Genomic DNA, 23,822 nt, shown 5'->3' on the forward strand with positions numbered 1-23,822 from the left:
TCAAGCTTTACCGAAAGATTCTCATTATCTTTTTGTATCATTGCGACAATTTCTGTCTCATTTGTCTCAAAAGTCTCATTTGTCTCGCCTGTCTTTACGCAAAAAAAATCCGCCTCTTGGTGAGAGGCAGAATTTTTAGAAATGATTAATATTAATACCATTTTTAACATGGCTACTTTTAATTCCGAATTTTTTCATTTTTCGATAAAGAGTTGCTCTTGAGATGCCCAGTTTTTTTGCAATCTCACCCATGTTTCCATTCGTTTCTTGAATCACTTGAATAAAATCTTCTTTTTCACTAGTTATTTTCTCCCTAACAATTTCATCAGGTAAATCACTGACGGAGATCATATTACCTTCCATATTAAACAACATTTGTTCGACAACATTTTTTAGCTCTCGGATATTTCCCGGCCACGTGTACTCTTGTAATACTTCAATAACCTTTGGCTCAATGTGAATCTGTTCATTTCTAAACTGATCCCCTAATTTCCTGATAAAATGATGAACGAGTTGCGGAATATCTGATTTTCTCTCTTTTAAAGAAGGAATTTCGATATTAATCACCTTCAAGCGATAAAATAAATCCTCTCTAAATTCGCCATTTTTGATAGCATCACGAAGATTTTTATTCGTCGCAGCGATGACTCTTACATTAATTGGAATGGCTTGGTCACCACCGATTCTTTGTATCTTTCTTTCTTCTAGAACCCTGAGTAGATGGACTTGAACATCTATCGGCATATCTCCTATTTCATCGAGAAAAATAGTACCGTTATGTGCGAGCTCAAATTTACCCTTTTTACCTTTTTGATGTGCTCCGGTAAAAGAGCCTGTTTCATATCCGAAAAGTTCACTTTCGATTAAATTTCTGGGAATAGCGCCACAATTTACTGCGACGAAAGGATGTTCACTCCGGTCGCTTTGACTATGGACTACTTGGGCCAACACTTCTTTACCCACACCTGTTTCACCTGTAATGAGTAGGGTAGAATCAACTTTTGCCGCTTTTTGCGCTCTATGTACTGCAAGTTGAAATTGGTGAGAGGAACCTATCATATCCTCAAGATTATAGTCAGTTTTCTGAATAATTGTTTGATTGGTAGTTTTTTCTGCTTGTTTCGATTTCAGCTTTGATTCATTTAAGCGGACGATTACACCACCAATATTTTCGCCATCGACGTTAACTGGATAAATGGATACAATATATTTCTTCTGATTAATGTTTATTTCCTTTTTAAAAAATTTTTCATTGCCGTGCATTACTTTTTCAATAAGAATTTCTAAGTATGGATAACCCGTTAAATTTTGAACCTTTTTTCCAAAAATACGATTAGTCACTTCATTTGTTTTTATGACGTTTTTATTTAAGTCGACCGCCATTAGACCTTCATCGATAGAACAAATTGCCGTTACTAGAAAGGGATTTAACTGATTCACTTCATCTAAAAACTTTCTCTCAATTCTTTGAGAAATGATGCTCGACATACTAATGGCCATGCCAAGTGTGTGTTGAGGGAAACCCTTCCATTTACCAGATAAATCTATTACGCCCATCAACTCGTTTGTAAGCGGATTCAAAATAGGAGAAGACACACACGTCCAATCATGCCAACCTGTGCAAAAGTGCTCTGTGTGGACAATCTGTATTGGTTTTTTCTCCTTTAACACTGTGCCAATTGCATTTGTTCCTGCCTCTTCCTCACTCCATGGAGCGCCAGGATAGAAATTTATTTTCGAAGCTTCCTTTAGCGTATATTTATCACCGTACATTTCAAGAACATATCCATTTTTGTCAGATATCGTTAGCACTGAATTAGAACCCTCGATGGCTTGTTGGAGCTGTTTCATAACAGGGTGTGCATACTTTAGCATTTTTTCATTTTTTTCACGTTCAATTTTTAAGTCTTGATCTCTTAAACTTTTGGAGATACAGCTTTGAAAAGGGTCGACTCCATATTCCAAGGAACGTTCCCAGGAGGATAAAATATCAGATGAAAGAATTTTTTTCGGCCTATCACCGTTATTAATAAACCCATTCCACGAATCTTTAATAGAATTAATAAATTCATCAAATGGAATCGAGATTTGCGGTTTTTGAAACAACACCTCTGACAAATAAATACCTCCTCGTTTATCAATTATTCATATCAAGTGGAATTAAAAGGAAGTAGCCAAACGGAGTATTATTCTGACTTTTTTGATTATTCAAAATATATCATATTGGTTGGCAAAATACAAGATATGCTAGTAATAGTTAGCAATGTAAACTTCTTTTAAAAATAATGATTGACAGAGATTGCGATACGTCTTATCGTTATTTTTTGGAGAAGAACAGATTTTGAAATAACAATTGGTGGCCAAAAATGAAAGAAATAGTTATCACACAAACTAAAAACAGATTTAATGTAAATTTTAATTTTTTAAAAAAAGATATGGTATTTACAATTTCCCTATTATTGGCAATTTCAACCAGCTTTGTAAATACTCCTAAACTTGAATATATTAATCTAGAAGTGATGGTCAGTCTATTTAATTTAATGATTGTGATTAAAGCACTTGAAGAACTAAAGGTATTAGATAAGTTTGCTATCGACATATTAAACAAAAGTAGTCATAGTAGAACAGTTTCAGCTGTACTTATCTTTTTGTCATTCGTAAGTTCAATGTTCGTGACAAACGATGTGGCATTGCTTACGTTTGTACCATTAACGCTAATTATTAGTAAAAAGACCAGCTTGAATATGATGGAGACAGTAATTCTACAAACAATTGCAGCGAATATTGGTAGTAGCTTAACACCGATGGGAAATCCACAAAATCTATTTATTTATTCTTATTTTGAATTAAAGGCAATGCCGTTTTTTTCAGCCATCCTACTCATAGCAGTTGTTGGAATTGGTATGCTTTTATTTTCATTAAAACGACTTCCGAAAACCGAACTGGACGTTGATCTTTCAGCCATTATTATTGATAATCGAAATCAAGCACTCATTTGGGGAATATTGCTTATTGTGATTATTGCATCCATTTTTGGCGTGATTAACCATTTGTTTGCTTTTTTTGTTACCCTATTTATTATCACATGGTTGAATCGGAGTCTATTATATAGGCTGTTTTCGTATAGATTGTTGCTTTCTTGACCATATTAATAGAGTGTTGATATAATACGGTTTCAGGAGGCGTTCAACTATGTGGTTAGACATCTATGAAGAGTTCGGTGAACTATCAAAATCAGAACAAATTGCATTGTTCAATGCTATGAAAGAAGACTTATTTCCGGATGAACCAGACAAAATTACAGAGTTGCTTAAAACTATTAGAGAATCTCGTTTTGCTTCAGGTATAGGTTGTGTTCATTGTGGAAGTTCATCGGTAAAGCGAAATGGTAAATACCGTACAAGACAACGCTATTTTTGTAATGATTGTGGGAAAACATTCAATGATATGACGAACACGCCATTTTCAGGTTCTCGTTACCCAGAAAAATGGGTGAAATATATTGAAATGATGGTAGAAGGATATACACTTCCTAAAATTGCTGAACGTCTTAAAATCCACATCTCTACTGCATTCTACTGGAGACACAAAATTTTGAACTCATTAGGTAGTCTTGGGTTTGAACAGCTCAAAGGAATTGTTGAAAGCGATGAAACATTCTTTAAAGAGTCGATGAAAGGGAAGCGAAAAATTACCCATAGAGACCCCAAAAAACGTGGTGGTAAAGACTCCAAAAGAGGGGTTTCAAACCTTAAAATTGCAGTTGTTGTAGCCCAAGACCGTAATGGTAATGCAGTTGCTCGAAAAGCTGGTACAGGGCGTGTTAGAGCAGAAGAAATAGACCTTGTGATTGGCGGGTATATTAACCCGTCTGCTTTGCTATGCACAGATACAGCAACGAATTACAAGAAGTTTGCCAAAATAAAAGGCTTGAAACACGAAGCTATAAACGAGAGACAAAAACAACGCGTAAAGAAGGGAATATTTCATATCCAGCACGTAAATAACTTTCATCATCGTTTAAAAGATTGGATGGACCGTTTTCAAGGTGTGGCAACTAAATACTTGGATAACTACCTTTACTGGTTCCGTTGGCTTCAATTAGGGAAGAATTTAGCATTCGAAAAACAAGTAGAACAAATGCTTATTTCAGCGTGTCAAAAATCCAATTATACAACAGTCAATGTTTTAAGAAGTATTTAATAAAAGGGAAAAAGCCGTCAATTGACGACTATTTTGTTGGAATGATTTTTCTTTTTCGCTGAATAACCAGAACAATTATTACAATTAAAAACCAAAGTAAAAACACACTAGCATAATAAGGATAGGAAGATGAATCAAAGGCATAAATAGTTTTGTCTAATATTGAGGGGTGTTTCTTGTTTTCAATTGCGTAGCTTCCCACAATCCCACTAAAGAATGAAAATAATAAAAAGCCCAATGAACTTATAACAAGTTGAATGATATAAATAATTTTTTTCATTTGGTATACCCTCCCTTAAAAAATAATTTTCTTTTAGTGTAATTTTACACCAAAGGGGAAAATTGTCAATTCTCAGTTATTTTTTTATATCCAAAAACCACAAACTTTACGAAAACAGCCATTATATAAAATTGACTACTTGTTATTAATCACTTTTATCTGCTTCTTTATTACTATCGGAAATTTATCAAATTTACATTCTGTTCAAACCTATGCTAGCGCAGGTTTGAAGGACAGCACATCGGTATACTTCAGTTCCATTATATTGAGTCAATTTATTAGCAATGTGCCTGCTTCAATTTTATTATCAAGCTTTACTGACGATTGGAAACCTTTATTAGTGGGTGTTAATATAGGCGGTCTTGGTACGATTGTCGCTTCATTAGCAAGCGTGATTTCCTACAAGCTCTTCAGCCAAGCTAACCCTGCTCAGAGCAAGTTATACTTTGTGAAATTCAGCATCTACAACTTTGCATTTCTAGTTATTTTAGCATTGGTTCAATACATGATTGGTATCTTATAAAAAAAGAGGACACTGCATTATTGCTGTGTCCTCTTTACAAGTCTTGTTTTTGTCTATATTAAATTCAATATTTCCTCAATCCGATTGATATTTTCCAGAAATTCATTAAAATCTTCATACACATATTCTTGTGAGTGAGCAGTATTATTCCGTAATTCTTCAATTGACCTAAAAAACCGCCCCACTTCTGTCTTTGAAACAAAACCTAATTGCTCACTAAGTTGGGGAGTTTTCTTAATAATTGTACCTTTGTCTGATAATTGCAGACATTCAATCAGTGCTAAGCCCTCGTTTTTCTCTTTCCTCATTTCATGTACTTCTTTTACCTTCGCTATTCTTCCTTCACTTAAGCAGTTTTTCCATTGTTCATCAGGATAAGTGCGTTTAATCAACTGCACCAATTCCATTTCTAACAAAGATATCAAACCAAACACTAACATTCGGATCGGCTGTTTTTGTAAATCAGCAACCGTGATTAATTTACTGACTTGATTTTTTTCTAAAATAAAGACGGGATGCTGTTCTTTCAAAATATGTAATAGTTCGAGTAAAGGAGTTGATTCTGACACAAGATTTGCCATTGTAAAAGTGTGTACATGGTCTGAGATAGAATTATCTGTGAGTTCATCTTTAATTATATAACCAACCAACTTTCCACCGGACTCCACTCCTAAATAATCAAAATCAAGCTCTTGCATTTTGTTTTTAATGTTTGTTGCGTCATCTGTGATCGAGCAATAAATGATGTCCTCTGCTATCAAAGTGACCGACAGATTATCGGAATAGATTTTACGGAGCGTATGTAAGCTTTTGTTAAAATTGTAATTGGGCAAAAGTTGATCCCCTCGATTCATTCTAATTCCCACAGCACTTTTTATATTTTTTCCCACTGCCACACGGACAAGGGTCATTTCGACCAATTTTCTCATCATTACGAACTGGCGGTGTAAAAATAAAGCTTTCTTTGTTGCTCGTTTTTCTATAATACATTTCTCTCTCCAACGCCTGATTTCTCCATGATCCCAACTCAGGATGGCTCAAATTTAAAATAGAAAAATAGCCATAAGCAGTCTGCTCGATATCAATCAAACTTGAGAATTCCTCTTTTTCCATGTGGCTGCTAATTTCAGGGAGTGCTGCTTCTGATAATTGATGGCAAAGTGCTTCAAATATTAAATCTTGATCTTCAAGTTCCACTACATGGAGGTATGCATCCCTTAACACCGCAACAGCAAGGTCCGTTTTAATATTTTCAACGATGGATGCTGCGTAAATAAGAGATTCAGAACGCTTTAAATATGGAGCAATCGCTTCAACTACTTTATCTGATTGGAATCCAATTAAAGCTGCAGAAACTTCTTCCAATAAAATATCATCATCGCGCTCCAACAAACTTGCTAATGTTGGGATATACTTTTCTAATTTCATTAAACCGAGCATATACACATTCATGATTCTATTTAACGAGAACCAATCTTCATTCATTTCTTCAAGAATGACAGAACTAATCTCATTTTCAGTAATCCAGCCATTTCTAACGATACGTGCTGCTAGCATTTTTGCCTTTATGTATAAGGTGTGTTGAAAAGAATCCACATGTTCCAAGGAAGCTAGGGTTTCCCCGTATTCAGTGTATACTTCTTCCTCTGTTCCATTAATAAGTAGTTCGTATAAATTCCACCTGTCTTTTGGAAGATATTTCTCCAATTGGACTCGATACTTAAGTGCCAGATCAGGCTCTACATTGTCAAATAATCTTATTGCTAAATGAGCATTGGACTTGTCCATTGTTGGTATACTTTCGATAAGAACATTAACTGCATCTTCGTTAATTGGTTGATGATCTATGTAAATCAATATCGCATCTTGCGTTTCGTTATTTTTGAATGCATCCTCTATTAAATGTTTAGTCCAGTCTTCTGGGAAGAATGGATAATCGTGTATCGTATGCAATACTGTTTCTTGAATTAAAAAGTCATTACTAGTTAGGTGCGGTTTAATTTTGTCTAGAAATGTCATATTAACATCCTCTCGATTAGGTTCCAGGTAAATGCAAAGTTATTTTAATTTTACCATAAAGCGCCTTAATGAATTCCACAAATACAAACTTCGCCAGTTGACCTTTACCTTACGTAAACGTTTATACTAAATATAAAAATATTCATATAGGGAGGCTTAAGTATGGTCCAATTTCATACCGTAATGGAGAAAGGACGATGTTCTGAATGTGGGGCGAGGGAAATTGACGGACATTCCTGTCACGAAATGTTCCAATACCCTCTTGTTTGGGAGCATAACGATCCAAAATTATATGATTTGCACTTTTGGCTAGTATCTTGTTATATGCTGCAACATCCTTCTAATTTTACAAAGGAAGGATACGATCTTATGAAGACCTTATTTATTGAAGCCTATGAAAATAATTGGGAAACAAGCTATATATTAAAGAAAAATCGAGAACTTGTTGCCAAAATCGGTAAAATAACCAATCCCCTACCGAGCACCAAAAGACAACGAAACACTAGAAAATGGGCTATGACAATAGAAGATGTCTTTCTTTGTGGCGAAGAAAATGCGATTAATAAAATAAATCAATGGAAGGATTCTGTAAGGGTAAACTTAAATGGATTTTTACAGGAGCCATACTAAACAATGGGGGACCCACAACAAAAAGTGCATGGGCCCTCTATTTTTTGTAAGAATGTATGGATTTATTTAACGAAGAGTCACACTTAAACAATCTGTTCCGAGATTTTGAAGAAAAGGACTTGGTTCACCAACACTATAAAGCTTCAAGTAGTGCATGGCCCGTGTACATGCAGTATAGAACAATCTACGCAGACTTTCATCCCCATAAGTTTCCGCGGATGCATTGTAAATAATCACTGCATCAAATTCAATTCCTTTTGCTAAATATGATGGAATAACCACAATCCCTTGTTCATATTCTATAGAGCCACTTTTTACTAACTTGATATCCTCGATGTGACTTAAAGCTTCGTACGCATTCAAACTTTCGGAAGCAGATTTACAAATAATTGCAATTGTATTGTAGCTTCGCCCCATTAACTCGTTTACTTTAGAAGTAATATCGCTGTGTAAGTCATCATAATTGGACAATTTTGTCAGCTCGGGCTTCTCCCCGCCACGGTCAAAAGCAATAATTCTGTTTCCGTCTGGCAAGAGAGCCCGAGTAAATTCCGTAATTTGTTTTGTAGATCGATAGCTTTGAGTCAATTGAATGATGTCTGTTTCTTCCTGACCATATAACCTTGTTAGTGTATGAAAATCAACCATATCACTGGCATGCATGAAGATTGCCTGATTAAAGTCTCCAAGCACCGTCATCTTTGCTGCAGGAAATAACCGTTTCAAAAACTCAAATTGAAATGGCGAATAATCCTGGGCCTCGTCTATCAATATATGTTTAATAGAAGTATTCGTTTGGAACCCTAGTATTAGTTCTTTTAAAAGTAAAAACGGGGTCGCGTCCTCATATAATAAATTTCCTTCATTAATCATATTTGTCGTCAAGAGACAGATTTCATTCCACGCCTTAGGTTTATTTCCAATATTCCAGTTTCGGAATGTATCAGAGGTCGAAAATAACTGCTTGTAAATTCCTGTAACATCGATAAAGCTTAAGGATTTAACCCATTTTCGATGCGGCTTTAGCTTTTTTCGAACAATCATTTTCCCAAGCATTTTGCTCTCTTTTTCATAGTCCTCGAAAGAGTTTTCTGTAAATACCTCTTTTTCTTGTAGTATTTTGTAAACCTTCTGGTACTCATCCTTGCTAAGCAACTGAATTTCCTCTTCAACCCAGGACTTTTTCAACTCAAGCTTTTCGGTTTCATCTAATAATGTGTTTAACCAATCGGTTAGCTTCTCAATGCGACTATGGAAGCTATAAGAAGAGTCATATTGATAAAATTTTTCTTCGAGTTGTTTAGAAGTGACTATCGGTTTTCCTCTAAATTTTAAACCTTTGAATAACATACCGTTATCTTCCAGAGATTTTCTGTAAGTTTGAACAACCTCATAAAAATCAATGGAGGCTTTATACTTGATGCTTCCAATTCTCGTCTTGTATGAAGGAGTATTCATTCCAGTCAGCACATATTCCAATTGCTGATATGGATTTTCTACTTGAAACGATTTACTCAAGCGGTGGTCCAAGTATTCCTGAAAAGTGACTTGCTCCATATTTTCTTCACCTAACTCAGGCAACACTCTCGATACATAATGATTAAACATGGCATTTGGGGAAAATAGTATAATTTGATCTGCTTTAATCCATTCTCGATATTTGTAAAGCAAATATGCGATTCTCTGCAATGCTGCTGATGTTTTCCCGCTACCAGCTGCCCCTTGAACAATCAGCAAACGCCCACGATCATGCCTAATAATTTTATTTTGCTCCTGTTGAATCGAAGCAACAATGCTATGCATATGTTTATCTGTACCTTTTCCAAGCACCTGCTGTAATATCTCATCTCCAATGGTAACAGTCGTATCAAACATCGATTCAATAACACCATCACGAATGATATATTGCCATTTTTCTTCTAACTCTCCACTTATTTCTCCACCAGGTGTTGAGTAATCTGCTGGACCTGGTGGATAGTCATAGTAAACGCTCGAGATTGGCGCTCTCCAGTCGTAGACCAAAAAATTTTCTCCACTTTTATCCGTTAGTGTTGAGATGCCGATATATATTTTTTCTGTTATGCTTTCTCCTTCTTCCTTAAAATCAATTCGACCAAAATAGGGCGAAGCATGCATCCGGCGCAATGCAGATAGTTTATTAAAGGAGTGCCTGTGTGTGCTCTGACTCACGGACAGTGCTTGAGCTTGTTGTCTAAGTCCAATAATAGTCTCAAGATAATCGTCAAACGTATCGATGTTAACCTTAACGTCGTCCCAAAAGTGCTTTCGAATATTTACGACTTCTTTCCGAAGTTTACCTGTATCATCTTCAAGATGATTGATTTGTTCAGAGATCGTTTCAATTACTTTTAACAAACGTTCTTGTTCATGGCTTAGTTCACTACTCATTGCATGCACTCCTTAAAAAAATTTGATATTAGAGTTGACATTTTGAAAAAAATGCTGTAAAATTAAAATTGGGAAGGTTTGATTTGTTTAAGTGTAATCAAGCGTTTCTATACTACTTTATCACAAACTTGATATTTACACAATCCATTTCGACCAAAATAAAGAAACGACATTCTATTCTTGAATGTCGTTTTATTATTTATATTTTTAAAATAGTCCACATTTTTCCTTATTTAGTTTCTAGATCGGTTGTTATAATCTTGCTCAATATTTTCCTTCCAACTTCGATCAATTTTTTTACCGCTTCGAAACTTCATGACAACCTCGTTTACTGCTTCATAGTTTAATTGAGTGCCAATGTTGTCCGCACGATAATCAACTGCGAAATCCTCATCTATTCCAAATTGTGCAGCAGTTGTAACCGCATCGATGTTTGCGCCTAGGAAAATGAATTCCCAACCAAATTTTACTTTTTGATGCTCTACCATTTCTTTGATTTTTTTCGCAGTAAATTCACGACTGGCGTTTTCCATTCCATCAGTAGTGATGACGAAAAGGACTTTATCTGCACGTTCTGTTTCACTCGTTCTTTTTTGGACATTCACGATTTTTTGGATTGTAAAACCGATTGCATCGAACAATGCGGTTGTCCCACCAACTTGATATTCCTCATCAGAAATAGGCGCTATTCCTCTTACATTAATACGGTCATGCAATAATTCGTAACCATGGTCGAATAATACGGTGGTGACAATTGCTTCCCCTTCTGCATCTTGCTGCTTTTTCAACATGGAATTGTATCCGCCAATCGTATCTGCCTCAAGCCCTGCCATAGATCCACTTTTGTCTAAAATAAACACTAATTCGGTCAAATTCTTTTTCATTGTTTATCATCCTCCGTTCCTTTATGAACTAAGGATAACAAAGCATAGAAAACAATTGGTCGCTTTGGAAGCGACATTTCTGCACAGGTGATATTTTGTTGCTTCTTTATTTTTGAACTACAGTTTGGTAAACATTATAATGGTAGTGTTATCAATAACTTACCGGAGGGATTACTTTGTCTAAAGCAAAACAATTTGTAGACAGTTGGATGGTACATCGTGCAGTTACTGAAGAATTGATTGAATTTGTATCAGATAAGGATTTAGACTTTAAACCTTGGGCAGATGCAATGTCTTTGAAAAAGCTCATTCTACATATGATTACATCTGCGGACTTATTTGCAACTGCTGCCAAAGAAGGAGCCATTATCGATCAATCTGGAGCAGGTTCTGAAATTCAAACAGCCGAAGCTCTTAAGCAGTTTGCTCGAGAAGTATCGTCTAAAACAACAGCGACATTCGAAAACTTATCAGACAACCAGTTTGATGAACTCATCGACTTAACAAGCTTTTTCGGAACAAAATTACCTGGACATGTATTATTACAAATGACAAGAGATCATGAAATTCATCATAAAGGTCAGTTATTCACCTATTTGCGTATGATTGGTAAAGAGAATCTACCGATGTTTAAAAAATAACTTTCCAAGGGTATATAAGTAAACAAAGAGAGAAATCCAGGAATCAATTTTTAAGGGAACCTCTATTATAGAGGTTCCCTTAAACTTTATGCCCCAAGCAACGGCTGCTCAAAAGCAAACAAGGCTTCGTTAATTTCATAGATGTCGTAGTTGGTTTCCCGGATAAAATACTCAATAATGACATCAAATTTACTACTATGTGAGAGCGTATATCCTGCTGTGCCCAATAAATCGATTGTTTCATCCAGGTTTAACTGTAAGGCAATAGCAAAAGCAATAGCTGTTTTCTTTTTAGGAGAATAATGGATATCGTTGCGGATTTTCGAGAATAAGCGTCGATCAATGTTAGCACGATGATACGTTTCAGCATCAGTCAAACCTTTTTCATCGATAAGACGTAGCAATCTTTCAGAAAATGACTCATCCAACTGGTTTAGGAGGTCAACCAAACTCCGTTGCTTTGGAGCATGCTCCGCTTCTTCTAGTACATCTTGCACCATTAAATCTTCATTATAAAGCGGTTCCTCCATTAACCGCTCTTCAATTCTATTAAGATTAAAACTCATCGTTTTTACTTCTTCAACATAATGCTCATCGATGAATTGATGAATTGATGTGAATAATTTTTTACTTATTCCAAAGGACTTCTTATCAAAAACAACGAGATACACGAGCATGTCATGTTCCAGCAAAAATGAACTTATCGTCGAAACGGCTATTTGCAAAGCTTCCTCTTTTGGATATCCATAGATGCCAGACGAAATCAATGGAAAAGCAATCGAGTCACAATGATACTCCTTGGCCAGTTTCAAGGAATTTCTGTATGAATCTTTTAATAGCTCAGCTTCATTGTTTAATCCACCTTGCCAAATGGGTCCTGGTGTATGGATAATATATTTTGCATTCAGCTTGTACCCGTCTGTTATGACCGCTTGTCCGACGGGACATCCGCCAATTTTATCGCATTCCAATTGCAGTTCGTTTGCACCAGCAGCGTGAAAAATAGCTCCACAAACTCCCCCGCCCTTTTTCAGTTCTGTGTTTGCAGCATTTACAATCACATCTACATGCATCTTTGTTATATCATTACGAACAATTTCCAATGGCATGATTCAATTCCCCCTTCTACATATGGGCATGCTTCAACCAATTAAAATAAGGTTTTTATTATCAATTTTACCATTTTCACAACACATTTCAGCCATACATGCAATTCGACAAATTTCGGGTGGTGACAGGCACCGGGAATTTTACATTTTTTAACACAGGTTGATAGAAATAGTGTAATATTACACTATATAGAATGATAACCAATAAGGAGTTAAAACTATGAAAAAGAAGTTTCTGATTGTTTCATTGAGTATTATTTTAATTGCTGTAATTTTGTATAGTGTGAAGGGTGTTTCTAGTGTTGCGAACTCTGACATTGTCAAACAATTAAACGGAGAAATTTATTACCTTAAAAGGGTCGATGGCGCTCTAACACTGTTTAAATCAGATGCAAATCTAAAAAATGAACAAATGCTTTATTCTCATAAAGGAAAAGGGAATGATGGTTATGGGAGTTTAAACGACAATATCATCGATTACTATTACGATAGCAAAAAAGAAAAAATCAGTTTCATTGCTATGAATGAAGGGGACTGGAGTTTATTTTCTTTAACAGTAGGAAGTAAAAATCCAACTTTAATAAAAAAAGAAGACTTTATCACTAAATCAGATTATTTGATGACTTCCACAGCCAATCTTTCTGTTAAATCAAAGAAAGGATCAATCTACATAACAGAAAATGGTAAAGAAAAATGTATAAAAAAGTTCTATGGTATGTATGATGAAAAATTTACTGGTTATGGTCCGATTGGGTTGTCCCCAGATGGTAATTATTTAATTTACCATTCAATGGAGCATCTCACTCCTTTTGGTTCGATATTAGAAGGAATCATAAGCGATTCTAGTTTCTATGGGCATAACTACGTAATGGACCTAAAAACAGGAAAAAGCACGAGATTTATAGACGCTATCAATTTTCAATGGATCGACAAATAAACCGAGAAGGACAACCTTCTCGGTTTTGCTTTGACAGTAACATTATGGCCGCTTTCTCGAAAAAGCTTTACTTGCTTTATCAATAGGCAGCAATATTTTCACTGTGGTTCCAATATCTTCTTCACTTTCGATTTCGATTTTACCAAAATGCTCCTCGATGATGTTGATACTTGTCATCAATCCGAGTCCAGTTCCCTTTTCTTTTGTTGAATAAAATGGCTCACCTATCTTAGACAGTCTCTCCTTAGAAATCCCACAACCGTTATCTTGGATTATGATACACACATATCTATCCTCAATTTTGGAACTAATATGGACCGTCCCATTCTCTTCCAACGACTCCATTGCGTTACGTAATACATTCAGTAACACCTGTTTCAAAGAGTTCTCGTCACCGATGATTCTTGGAATTTCCCCTATTCGGACTTTAAGCTCAATGTTTTGCATTAATGCTTCTGTTTGAATAAGGTTTACTACTTTCATGATGAGTTGATCAACCTCTAATACGATCATTTTGCGTATTGACGGCTTGGCCAAAGCCAAGAACTCTGTAATGATGTTTTCAATTCGTTTTATCTCATCAAGAATAATTTCGATAAAATAAGGATTGTATTCTCGTTTATCAGATAATAACGAAATAAACCCTTTAATTGGCGTAAGTGGGTTACGGATCTCATGTGCTACTGCAGCAGCCATTCTCCCTACGATTGCAAGTCTTTCTGATTTATTTAAGAGCTCGAACGTTTCCACCCTCTGCTGAATATCCCTTGATACCGAGATTATCTCCGTTAATTCACCGGTTTTTATATCGAATACTCCTTTAATATTCGTTTCTATCCAAATGTAAGAACCGTCGGCTTTTTTTATTCGATAGGAAAATAGATTACTTGTCTTTATGCCATCCATTAATTGTTGATGAAGCGCATTTATTCTTGGTTTATCCTCTGGGTGCATAAAGTCATATGGGGACGAGACACCGATTAATTTATATCTGTCATAGCCCAATATTGCTTCAAACGAGGGAGAAATGTATTGATATACTCCATTTACATCATGAAGTAAAATCATGTCTGAAGAATGTTCTGCTAATAATCGATATTTCTTTTCATTCTCGATTAATGATTGGTTCATAATGATCTTTTCAGTTGTATCGATAACCTGTGCAAACATATATTTTTCATTCGAAACTGGGTCTGTAATAAGAGAAACATTTAATGTACCATAAATGATGGCTCCAGACTTATGAAAATAGCGTTTCTCGAGTTGATAGTAGTCCCTTTCCCCACGAAATAACTCGTTCATTAATTGAGCATTTATTATATAATCTTCAGGGTGAGAAATGTCCCGAATGGTCATTGCATTCCATTCTTCCCTTGTGTAACCGATAAAATCGTAGAAAGCTTTGTTCCCTTTCGACTTTTTCAAATCAAGGGTTATGATGATTTGTGGAACATGCGATTGTTCAAACACCTCTCTAAACAAGTCGAACCTGTTCATGATAGCCTCCTAATAAAGCGAAAAGCACTTTTACTCTATCTTGCGATAATTATTTAATTACAAAAAAATAAACTATTATTACTAACAGCTATGTTAAACCTTATACTCATTATTTTACATGTACTTAACATGTTTTAAAATCAATATTTTAATATATTTAAATAAAAAATACCAGCTTCAGCCCAATTTTGGGTGATTTCTGGCATTTGATACTACTATTGGTTATAGATAATGCTAACTTAGTATTATAGAATTGATTGATCTGTTGTGGCGAAACTCCCCTTCTTCACTGGCTTAAGAATAGATAATCCGATCATACATAAAGAAATTAGTCCCGATACACCTAATGTCACCATTCCGCTTTCAAACGGACCCTTTTTGAAAAATAATAAATCTTTAAAACTCTCTACACTAAAACGGAAGGGTATCCAAGAATATAGATAGTCCCTTGTGAATTCTGGCAGCATCTCAGGTGCCATGGTGAGAATAGGAGCAGAAAAAAAGAACAGTAAGATAATTATTGGTGCAGCAAGATAGCCAATCCACATTAACAAAGCATTCTGGATAAGGAAGAAACACAAGCCGATTAAAACCAACAACATGAACAAGTCCCCTTCATTAGGAACGCTGACACCCAATACCCTAACCGCCAAAATCAAAATACCCCCGCTAGATATAGATACATAGAGAGTCCCAGCAAGAATTTGACTCACCAAACTCCATGCTGTCTGATTTTCTTTCGGTCCTTTTTTACGAATGGTAAACAACATCATCGAACTAATAAAAGTAACCAACCACAATATTTGAGTAAACAGCGCTGGAGTATTCCCATTAGCGTTGTTGGTCCCAACCGGATTCCTTTTTACAGTATCGACCTTAAATGGTTCTGTAATGGTCTTTGCTAAATCAGGTGTAATAGGGATATTCAGTTCAGCCATCAGTGAAGACAATTGAATTGTAATTTGCTTACTGAATTGAGTTACTACACCATTAGCAATTTGTAAAGCCACGCTCGCCCCAACAGGATTCATCCCTTCGTTCATGATGATTGTTGCAGTTGGTATCGTTGGCTTGTTAGTAACCTGCGAAAGAACATCCCTTGTAAAGTCGCGCTGAATAATAATCACTGCGTAAAATTTCTTCTCATCCATTGCCGACAATGCGGACTGCTTTGATTTCAATAGCTTCCACTTAACACTTGGTGAATCTTCTTTTTGAATGTCCTTAATTAACGCCTCACCAAGATTCATTTGCTTGCCATTTGCTAGTTGGACACCCTCATCTTCCACAACAATCGCTAATGGCATTTTCTTTGGAGTTGAATTTATAGTGGAACCCATAAATGCAAAAGTTAACACGCTGGCAAGAAGTATAATCCCTCCTAGCCCAAGCCAAACCATCTTATTTTTGAAAAATCCTCCCATCTTACACACCCCTTTTTTGACACTATGTTGTATATTTCATATCATGTCGTTTATAATGCCATTATAGAAAATAGAGCGTACATATCAATGAGCAAAATCTATTGACCTGTTAATTAAACGACAGTTATTCATAAATTGTTGATTATTTTTAAATGAGATAAAAAAGGAGTGCCAATATGGAGAAAAAGACTGACCTTAGGGTGCTACGAACAAAAAAATTAATAAAAGAAGCCTTCCTATCACTTATTGATAAGAAAGGCTTCGAGTCCATTACGATACAGGATATTGCCGATTTGGCTTTTATCAATAGAGCAACTTTTTATTTGCATTACCAGGACAAATACGACCTTCTAGATCAAATTTGCGACAGCTATATATTGGAGTTAATCTCTACCATCAAAAATCCCTTTCACCTTATAGATGATGGAATCGACATTAAGCAAATACAAATAACATTATTAAATGTATTTGAAAATATAGAAAAGAATATTGATTTTTATAAAATCATGATGGGACCAAACGGAAACGCTGATTTCGCTAACAAGGTAGAAAGTTTTTTATTTGAAAAGTTCACAGCAAACTTTATCACGGTCGTCGGCGATTTAAACAAATTAGAGATCTCTGCAGATTTTCTATTAAAATATTTATGTTCTGCCTATATCGGTGTAATTAGATGGTGGGTTCTTAAAGACAATCGACATTCCACACAATATATGGCTGAGCATCTGACACAAATCGTTACGAAAGGCCCGCTTAGTATGATTGGACCTAGAATTGAATAATGAAAAATGGATTACTGACTGGACACCTTAAATTACATATTAAAATATTGCTTTTTCAGTTGCTGGAATTGAACATGATCAATCTCGCGCTTGTGCTCTTTTCCATCTATCCGCTCAGTAAATGCAGTCTCGGTCAAAACGATATTACCCCTATCTGTTACCTTAGTAAGAAGCGGAGCCTTATTAAACGGGGATAATGGACTTTCCACAATAATTTGCTGGACTTCATTTAATACAGTTTCCCCCACAATTGGATGCTTTGTATCAAATATGTATCCGCTCCCCCATTCTGTATCCCGTCCTTTGAGCTTTATTTCCATCAAATAATCTCCATCCTCGCTTTTAACCCAGCAAATCCTGAACTCACCAGTCTCCGAAGTGACTACCTCACCTGAAAGAGGAACCGGCTTCAAAGGTAAGTTTAATCCGAAGCCACTATCAACTACATAATTTTTACCATCATGAGTTAACAAAACAACCACATGAGTTCTCCCCGTCGGACTCCAAGTTTGTGCTGCATGTATATACGTCCGACCACGAATCAACTTCACATCAAATCCATTTTCCATTAAAAAATGGTAAAGCATCGTGTTAATTTCATAGCAGACTCCACCTTCATTATTGGACAGAATTTTTTCACTTAAATATTGCTTAGAAATGACCTTATAGCTTTTACTTAAAATGGCCAAATTTTCAAACGGAATACTTTTAGCGGTTTTTTCAAGAAGAATGTCCAATGAATCAAACGAAATAAATTGATCCTCAGGAAAACCAATTCTCAATCGGAAAAGTTTGTTGATATTAGACATTTGCTGGCTCCTTTATTACTGAATTTATTATGTAAAGTTAGTCAGAAAAAATTGATATTCATAAGTAAAAATGGCTCAGGAATATTCTGAGCCCTACTAATTATTTTTTTGGGATTTCACATCCGTCGTCATCACAGACTGCTCCGTCCGCGTTATTCAGAATGGTAATCTCATCCTCTGCGATAATTTTACGCAATGCCTCGATAAACATTTCAGCAGGTTGGGCACCAGTAATGGCGTATTTTTTATTTATTAGAAAGAAAGGCACACCCGTAACACCGTATTGTTTAGCAGTTTGCTCATCATGACGAACCACTTCAGACATCTCATCACTCTCGAGCATCTTTTCCACAGCTTCATGGTCCAAACCAACTTCTACCGCCAATGCAGTTAATGTTTCGTGGTCGCCAATGTGTTTAGATTCAATAAAATGGGCACGTAAAATTCGTTCTGTCATTTCCTTCATCAAACCGTGTGTATTCGCATACATCGTCAGACGGTGAGCATCGAAGGTGTTAGTTAATATTAATGTATCCATTTGGTAGTCCAAGCCAATTTCGTTTGCCATTTGGACCAGTCTTTGATTATTTGCCTTTGCTTGCTCAACACTCATTCCATACTTTTTGGCAATTGCTTCATGAATGTTTTCTTTTATATCTTTCCCAATTGTTGGATCCAATTCGAAGCATCTATAGGTCACCTCAATCGGATGGTCAATTTGCTTAATAGCGTCCTCCAGACGCCTTTTGCCAATGTAGCAAAATGGTCACGCAAAATCAGTCCACATTTCAATATGCACAAGTATACCCCCTAGTCGTTATTCTTATATAGTATAGGGGGAACACTGAAAATTTACACGTGATTTGACTTGAAAAGAAATCCACATACCTTTCTGTGCTTAATCATTAATAACACCCCAAACATTGCTAAAATGGTAAAATACTAACACTAGAAAATTGGGAGGCAATAATGAACCATTTATTAATGTTGATTGAACAGAAATAGGGGAGTTTTAATTATCTTTTTTTATGGATGAAACTAAAATAACAAGTCCACCTTTTTCGCCATGATCCCACATTTTGACCCATGGATTTGTATCTTTCGGAAGGTAAAAAACTCTCTGTTCTAATGGTTGAATTGGCGCCATATCACATTTTGTGCCATGAGTTTCTGTAGCAGGATGAATAATCACTTTTCTATTAGTATCATTGATATAGACGAATTTTGTCGTTACTCCCTCTAATAGATTTACTCTCTGTTCGAGATGTTTTATCTTTTCCTGGTGCTCTATTAGTTGGTCCCTTAATTCTTCATAAGCACTATTGTTAGAACGATTTGTTGATGGCTGCCGTCTCAAATCTGTTCCATCAGGATAAGAGAATACAATTTTCATGTTCTTTTCCATGACATTCTCCACAGTTTCAGAAATCAAGGTTAAATATCGTTCTTCTAACCAATCAGCTTGAAATTCATTTTGTGTTTTAACAATTAATTCATCGTCACTTAGTTCAGCTGATGTATTTTTAAGCCAAGTCTCAAAACTTGGTCTACCAATTTTTTGTTTAATTTGATCTAAAACTTCATTCCATTGTTCCATTTGAATAAATCCCCTTATTTTTCAATTTCAATTTTATCCAACGGCCATTATAGATATCACTATTTATATTAGATCATCGCAGTATAATCAATTACCTGTCTCCTATTTTCCCTCTCCTTCCAATCAATATAAATACTATTTCCCCAACAGACACGCATAAACATTTACCGTCAATTGATTGACCATTTTACGTCAATATTCATTTTGTTTATCAAAATGGTCTACGAAAAGGAGATGCTAATACCTCAGCATCCCCTTTACCATTCTTAACATTAATGTTGGTTGAGTAATTCCACTAACTTTTCTATTTCATCCTTTGTTAAGGTTACACCCTTACCCATTTTTTCATGATTTTCGGACCACTCTCGTAAATCGTACTTTGGTTCTCGACCGTTCCAGCTCACTAAGTTTAGTTCTTTTTGCCATCCCTTTGCTGATACTGAAAGGACCCCAATTTCTTGAACAATTTCATATTTTATATCTGCCATGATAATAACCCCTATTCTTAGTTTTTTATCAATTTAAGCTAACTAACATTCTAAATTCTGTATGATTCCTCATCCCTTAAATTTCCTATTTAGTGTATCACTAAACACACTTGGAAATCATTAATCAAGAACAAGAAAAGAGAGTCCACTTTATCCCCGTATAGAAAAATTTATCGGAACAACCGATAAGTACGTATCATCACATCCTTTATGCTATAATTTTGATGGAGAAAAAAATATAGAGGTGACCATTCTTGGCAATACATGTTGTACTATATCAACCTGATATTCCAGCTAATACTGGAAATATTGCACTTACTTGTGCCGCTACAGGGACAGCCCTGCATCTAATCCGACCACTTGGCTTTTCAACAGATCCAGAAATGTTAAAGCGAGCAGGTATTGATTTCTGGGATTCTGTTAATATAACGTATTATGATTCATTGGATGACTTCTTTTTAAAAAATCAAGGTGAGTTTTACTATATTGAAACCTTTGGTGAAACGACGCATTCAGCTTTTGATTTTAGTGATGTCTCAAAGGAACATTATTTTATGTTTGGAAAAGAAACAACGGGGTTACCAATGGATTTACTAGAAGAAAATAAAGACCACTTTTTGAGAATACCTATGAGTGAGAATGTTCGTTCCCTCAACCTTTCGAGTACGGCTGCCATTCTAGTATATGAGGCGTTGCGCCAGCAAGGATTTCCCAATTTAAAATAAAAAATCTTCCGCTTGGAAGATTTTTTTCTGTTTATATCCATAATTCCTCTGTTAATGGTAATTCTAATTTCTACTTTTCTTTACTTTTCCAAATGGCTTTAAATACGTAATAAAGGTCATAAAAGCCAAACATAAAAGATTAAAACTAGATGTAATGACGATTGATGTCCAAGTCGATTGGAACTGTTCGTTCTGTAAAGCCAAAAATCCGATATCTTCTATTATTACCCCTAATCCAGCAGTCCATTTATTTAAAAAGAAGATTCCAATCAAAATCGTTATTATCGTTAATACCAATTTGATAATTATCCAGTAATGCTTACTTAGCCCCCACTGTGTCCATACAGATAACAAAATACCTGAAATTAATGAAAGTAAGGCAGGATATTTGAGTAAGTTTTCATCGATTACTTCCATGCTTGCCATAGTATATAATAGCTGTTCGCCATTGGCTCCATTTGGCAAATAGAAGGCAAGGCAGAGCATTCCAAGTGTTCCGCCAATCCAAGCTGCAACAGATAAAACATGAATTGCTACAAGTATGCTTTTTTTCCTTTGATTGAGTCGATATGCCATAAAGGTTATTCCTCCCGTTTCTTTTGTTGTCATATTAGGTACGTTCTAAGATTAACAAAGAAATGTTGTGAACTTGTTGCAGTCATATACGGTTTCAGTGAAATTTTTATGATTAGATAAATCGTAGTGTATAATGTGGAAAAAGCTGAAATAAAAGGAGAAAGATTCATGGCCGAAAAGATTCTTTTAGTTGATGACGAGGCAAAGGTTCTAGATTTTATGGGTTCATTTCTAATAAATGAGGGCTTTGAAATCTCCACCGCACAATCAGGCAGTGAAGCTCTATCTATGATTAAAGAAGTCAATCCTGCCTTGGTTGTCCTTGATTGGATGATGCCACAAATGAACGGATTGGATGTTTGCCGCGAAATTCGAAAGACGAGTAAAGTAGGCATCATAATGGTTACAGCTAAATCTGATGAAATGGACAAGATTGTGGGGCTTGAAGTGGGTGCTGATGATTATATTACAAAGCCCTTTTCTTTACGCGAGCTATTAGCCCGCATTCGGTGCGTGCTTCGCAGAGTGGGAGACAACTCTGCCGCATCTAATGACACAATTGAGCGAGGCGAGATTACAATATCAGTTCCGCAATATCGGGTTTGGAAAAACGGCGAGGAAATTACCATGACACCAACCGAATTCAAGCTTTTATTAACCCTTGCTGAAAAACCTGGAGTCGTTTATAGCAGGCTACAGTTATTAAAAGCTGCACTAGAGGATGAGCTATTAAATGTTGAGCGCACAGTTGATGCCCATATCAGCAGATTACGGAAGAAAATCGAGGATGATCCAGCTAATCCAAAATACATTCATACCGTATATGGATTTGGCTATCGATTCGGTGAACAAATATGAGTTTTCACCGAAAGATTTTCCTTGCATTATCCTTTACAATTGTAGGAATTAGTACTGTCTTTATTTTACTAAATTATTTAATCGTAAAAAACACAATTGAAATAGGCATCCAAGAGACCAGAGGGAATGAAATGGAATTTCTTTCTAAGGAACTAACTGACTTTTATATCGACAATCATCACTCGTGGAATCAACTTGAACAAATAAACATTTTAAAAAAGGTTAATCAAGAAAGGTCGGAAATACTAGTTCTTGATCGTGAAAATCGAATTGTTTATCAAAAAGGTTCCTCACCACATCAATTAGTGCGTCATTTAGGAATCAATCGTGAATTAATAGTTGAAAACGATGTCGTTGGTGAATTCTATTATTATGACCCCGAGGTTGCAAATTTCACGAAAATCATGATTGGTATCCCAATATCAGTTGTATTTTTACTGCTTATTAGTGGTTCCGTTCTTATTTTGATCTCACTTCTTATGGCATATCGATTATCAAAATGGCTCGCTTCTCCCTTGCAACGACTATTGCCTGCCATTGACAGACTAGGAAAAGGAGAACTTGGCATACAAGTTGCGTCAACGACAAAGGATGAATATGGTAAAATTGCTGAAGCCTTTAATCATATGTCAAAGGAATTGGAGCATGCGGAAACAGTCCGAAGAAATCTTACCGCAGATGTTGCCCATGAGCTTAGAACCCCCTTGACTATTGTCAGTGGTCATTTAGATTCTATACAGCAACAAGGAAAAATGATTAAACCCGAGGAACTTTTGCCTTTACAAGATGAATTAATTAGACTAAATCAGTTAGTGGAAGATTTAAGAGTCTTGTCTTTAGCTGAAGCTGGAAAATTAACATTGCATTTAACTCCAACAGATATATTTGAACTATCATCTCAACTCCTATTAGCGTTGGAGCCTTTGGCTGAAGAAAATAATATCCTATTGAAACTAGATAAACAAACTGAAGAAACCGTCCTAAATATTGATCGTAATCGCATAAAACAAGTTTTATTAAATTTGCTCATGAATGCCTTACGATATACTCCTGAAGATGGTCACGTATATTTAAGACTATTGAAGGTAAAGACAAAATGTTTAACCATTATTGTTGAAGATACCGGAGCAGGGATAACTCCTGAACATCTGCCACACCTATTTGATCGCTTCTATCGTACCGATGATGCTCGTTCTAGAGACAGTGGTGGTACTGGTCTAGGTCTCGCCATTGCAAAACAATATGTGCTCTCTCACGGTGGTAATATTGATGTCGAAAGTAAATTAAATGAAGGAACTCGTTTTGTCATTGAGTTGCCGTTAGCATAAACCTTCAATATTATCAGAGTTCTCTATATAATAATGTAAAATCAAAACACTCACGTATGTTTATAAAACTAGTTCGTGAGTGTTTGTCTAATGAAAATTCCCT

At 35.7% G+C, this 23,822-nt stretch carries 23 protein-coding genes and 1 pseudogene; 10 read left to right on the forward strand and 14 right to left on the reverse strand.

Annotated features, from left to right (window positions below):
- Positions 1-135 precede the first annotated feature (135 nt).
- A complete protein-coding gene (locus FXW34_RS16605; protein ID WP_246141143.1) occupies positions 136-2,109 on the reverse strand; it encodes a sigma-54-dependent Fis family transcriptional regulator in 1,974 nt (657 codons plus the stop codon).
- Between the two features lie 257 nt (positions 2,110-2,366).
- Here FXW34_RS16605 and FXW34_RS16610 point away from each other — a divergent pair, with 257 nt between their 5' ends.
- Positions 2,367-3,143 carry an SLC13 family permease gene (locus FXW34_RS16610; protein ID WP_147535173.1) on the forward strand — a complete coding sequence of 259 codons (777 nt, stop codon included), beginning with the start codon at positions 2,367-2,369 and terminating at the stop codon, positions 3,141-3,143.
- A 49-nt stretch (positions 3,144-3,192) separates the two neighbouring features.
- Complete coding sequence (locus FXW34_RS16615) at positions 3,193-4,203, forward strand: IS1595 family transposase (protein ID WP_147535174.1); 1,011 nt, start codon at positions 3,193-3,195, stop codon at positions 4,201-4,203.
- Positions 4,204-4,231: 28 nt separating this feature from the next.
- Here FXW34_RS16615 and FXW34_RS16620 read toward each other — a convergent pair whose 3' ends face one another.
- Positions 4,232-4,483 (reverse strand): hypothetical protein, encoded by a 252-nt coding sequence (locus tag FXW34_RS16620; RefSeq protein WP_147535175.1) that lies wholly within the window; start codon positions 4,481-4,483, stop codon positions 4,232-4,234.
- 103 nt (positions 4,484-4,586) lie between these two features.
- Between FXW34_RS16620 and FXW34_RS23440 the strand changes: the two are divergent.
- Positions 4,587-5,006, forward strand: a pseudogene (locus tag FXW34_RS23440) (anion transporter); the annotation flags it as partial.
- 53 nt (positions 5,007-5,059) lie between these two features.
- On the opposite strand, the gene FXW34_RS16630 reads toward FXW34_RS23440, so the two are convergent.
- A complete protein-coding gene (locus FXW34_RS16630; RefSeq protein ID WP_147535176.1) occupies positions 5,060-5,839 on the reverse strand; it encodes a hypothetical protein in 780 nt (259 codons plus the stop codon).
- Between the two features lie 22 nt (positions 5,840-5,861).
- Positions 5,862-7,025, reverse strand: a complete 1,164-nt coding sequence (locus FXW34_RS16635; RefSeq protein ID WP_147535177.1) for an SEC-C metal-binding domain-containing protein — start codon at positions 7,023-7,025, stop codon at positions 5,862-5,864.
- A gap of 162 nt (positions 7,026-7,187) precedes the next feature.
- On the opposite strand from FXW34_RS16635, the gene FXW34_RS16640 reads away from it, so the two are divergent.
- On the forward strand, positions 7,188-7,655 hold the full coding sequence (locus tag FXW34_RS16640; RefSeq protein ID WP_147535178.1) for a DUF5946 family protein: 468 nt from the start codon (positions 7,188-7,190) through the stop codon (positions 7,653-7,655).
- A 66-nt stretch (positions 7,656-7,721) separates the two neighbouring features.
- Here the strand turns inward: FXW34_RS16640 and helD are convergent, their stop codons facing one another.
- Both helD and FXW34_RS16650 read right to left on the reverse strand, forming a co-directional pair.
- Positions 7,722-10,064 carry an RNA polymerase recycling motor HelD gene (gene helD / locus FXW34_RS16645; RefSeq protein ID WP_147535179.1) on the reverse strand — a complete coding sequence of 781 codons (2,343 nt, stop codon included), beginning with the start codon at positions 10,062-10,064 and terminating at the stop codon, positions 7,722-7,724.
- Between the two features lie 233 nt (positions 10,065-10,297).
- On the reverse strand, positions 10,298-10,948 hold the full coding sequence (locus tag FXW34_RS16650; RefSeq protein WP_147535180.1) for a vWA domain-containing protein: 651 nt from the start codon (positions 10,946-10,948) through the stop codon (positions 10,298-10,300).
- A gap of 176 nt (positions 10,949-11,124) precedes the next feature.
- On the opposite strand from FXW34_RS16650, the gene FXW34_RS16655 reads away from it, so the two are divergent.
- Positions 11,125-11,589: a DinB family protein gene (locus tag FXW34_RS16655; protein ID WP_147535181.1), complete on the forward strand. Its 465-nt coding sequence runs from the start codon at positions 11,125-11,127 to the stop codon at positions 11,587-11,589.
- Positions 11,590-11,675: 86 nt separating this feature from the next.
- On the opposite strand, the gene FXW34_RS16660 is transcribed toward FXW34_RS16655, so the two are convergent.
- A complete protein-coding gene (locus tag FXW34_RS16660; RefSeq protein WP_147535182.1) occupies positions 11,676-12,698 on the reverse strand; it encodes a macro domain-containing protein in 1,023 nt (340 codons plus the stop codon).
- A gap of 220 nt (positions 12,699-12,918) precedes the next feature.
- Between FXW34_RS16660 and FXW34_RS16665 the strand changes: the two genes are divergently transcribed.
- The gene (locus tag FXW34_RS16665; protein ID WP_147535183.1) at positions 12,919-13,635 is read left to right on the forward strand and encodes a hypothetical protein; all 717 of its coding nucleotides are present in this window, start codon (positions 12,919-12,921) and stop codon (positions 13,633-13,635) included.
- 42 nt (positions 13,636-13,677) lie between these two features.
- On the opposite strand, the gene FXW34_RS16670 is transcribed toward FXW34_RS16665, so the two are convergent.
- Together FXW34_RS16670 and FXW34_RS16675 are read right to left on the reverse strand one after the other, a co-directional pair.
- Entirely contained in the window at positions 13,678-15,132 is a 1,455-nt protein-coding gene (locus FXW34_RS16670; RefSeq protein ID WP_147535184.1) for a PAS domain S-box protein, read from the reverse strand.
- 245 nt (positions 15,133-15,377) lie between these two features.
- Positions 15,378-16,556, reverse strand: a complete 1,179-nt coding sequence (locus tag FXW34_RS16675) for a YhgE/Pip domain-containing protein (RefSeq protein WP_147535185.1) — start codon at positions 16,554-16,556, stop codon at positions 15,378-15,380.
- 176 nt (positions 16,557-16,732) lie between these two features.
- Between FXW34_RS16675 and FXW34_RS16680 the strand changes: the two genes are divergently transcribed.
- Complete coding sequence (locus FXW34_RS16680) at positions 16,733-17,338, forward strand: TetR/AcrR family transcriptional regulator (protein WP_147535186.1); 606 nt, start codon at positions 16,733-16,735, stop codon at positions 17,336-17,338.
- Between the two features lie 32 nt (positions 17,339-17,370).
- On the opposite strand, the gene FXW34_RS16685 is transcribed toward FXW34_RS16680, so the two are convergent.
- From FXW34_RS16685 to FXW34_RS16700, 4 genes are all read right to left on the reverse strand, one after another.
- On the reverse strand, positions 17,371-18,147 hold the full coding sequence (locus FXW34_RS16685; protein WP_147535187.1) for an arylamine N-acetyltransferase family protein: 777 nt from the start codon (positions 18,145-18,147) through the stop codon (positions 17,371-17,373).
- A 100-nt stretch (positions 18,148-18,247) separates the two neighbouring features.
- Positions 18,248-18,901: a DsbA family oxidoreductase gene (locus FXW34_RS16690; protein ID WP_281292944.1), complete on the reverse strand. Its 654-nt coding sequence runs from the start codon at positions 18,899-18,901 to the stop codon at positions 18,248-18,250.
- A gap of 258 nt (positions 18,902-19,159) precedes the next feature.
- Positions 19,160-19,744 (reverse strand): DnaA N-terminal domain-containing protein, encoded by a 585-nt coding sequence (locus tag FXW34_RS16695; RefSeq protein WP_147535189.1) that lies wholly within the window; start codon positions 19,742-19,744, stop codon positions 19,160-19,162.
- A 272-nt stretch (positions 19,745-20,016) separates the two neighbouring features.
- Positions 20,017-20,232, reverse strand: coding sequence for a YdbC family protein (locus FXW34_RS16700; protein WP_147535190.1), 216 nt, complete (start codon positions 20,230-20,232; stop codon positions 20,017-20,019).
- A 254-nt stretch (positions 20,233-20,486) separates the two neighbouring features.
- Here FXW34_RS16700 and trmL point away from each other — a divergent pair, with 254 nt between their 5' ends.
- A complete protein-coding gene (gene trmL, locus FXW34_RS16705; protein WP_147535191.1) occupies positions 20,487-20,957 on the forward strand; it encodes a tRNA (uridine(34)/cytosine(34)/5-carboxymethylaminomethyluridine(34)-2'-O)-methyltransferase TrmL in 471 nt (156 codons plus the stop codon).
- Positions 20,958-21,020: 63 nt separating this feature from the next.
- Here trmL and FXW34_RS16710 read toward each other — a convergent pair whose 3' ends face one another.
- Positions 21,021-21,533 carry a hypothetical protein gene (locus FXW34_RS16710; RefSeq protein WP_147535192.1) on the reverse strand — a complete coding sequence of 171 codons (513 nt, stop codon included), beginning with the start codon at positions 21,531-21,533 and terminating at the stop codon, positions 21,021-21,023.
- A 168-nt stretch (positions 21,534-21,701) separates the two neighbouring features.
- Here FXW34_RS16710 and FXW34_RS16715 point away from each other — a divergent pair, with 168 nt between their 5' ends.
- Both FXW34_RS16715 and FXW34_RS16720 read left to right on the forward strand, forming a co-directional pair.
- On the forward strand, positions 21,702-22,391 hold the full coding sequence (locus FXW34_RS16715) for a response regulator transcription factor (protein ID WP_147535193.1): 690 nt from the start codon (positions 21,702-21,704) through the stop codon (positions 22,389-22,391).
- The gene (locus FXW34_RS16720) at positions 22,388-23,719 is read left to right on the forward strand and encodes a sensor histidine kinase (protein WP_147535194.1); all 1,332 of its coding nucleotides are present in this window, start codon (positions 22,388-22,390) and stop codon (positions 23,717-23,719) included. The genes FXW34_RS16715 and FXW34_RS16720 overlap by 4 nt, the downstream gene beginning before the upstream one ends.
- Positions 23,720-23,822: the final 103 nt, after the last annotated feature.

Source organism: Bacillus marasmi, from assembly GCF_902168435.1.
In the GTDB taxonomy this organism is placed as follows: domain Bacteria; phylum Bacillota; class Bacilli; order Bacillales; family Cytobacillaceae; genus Bacillus_BU; species Bacillus_BU marasmi.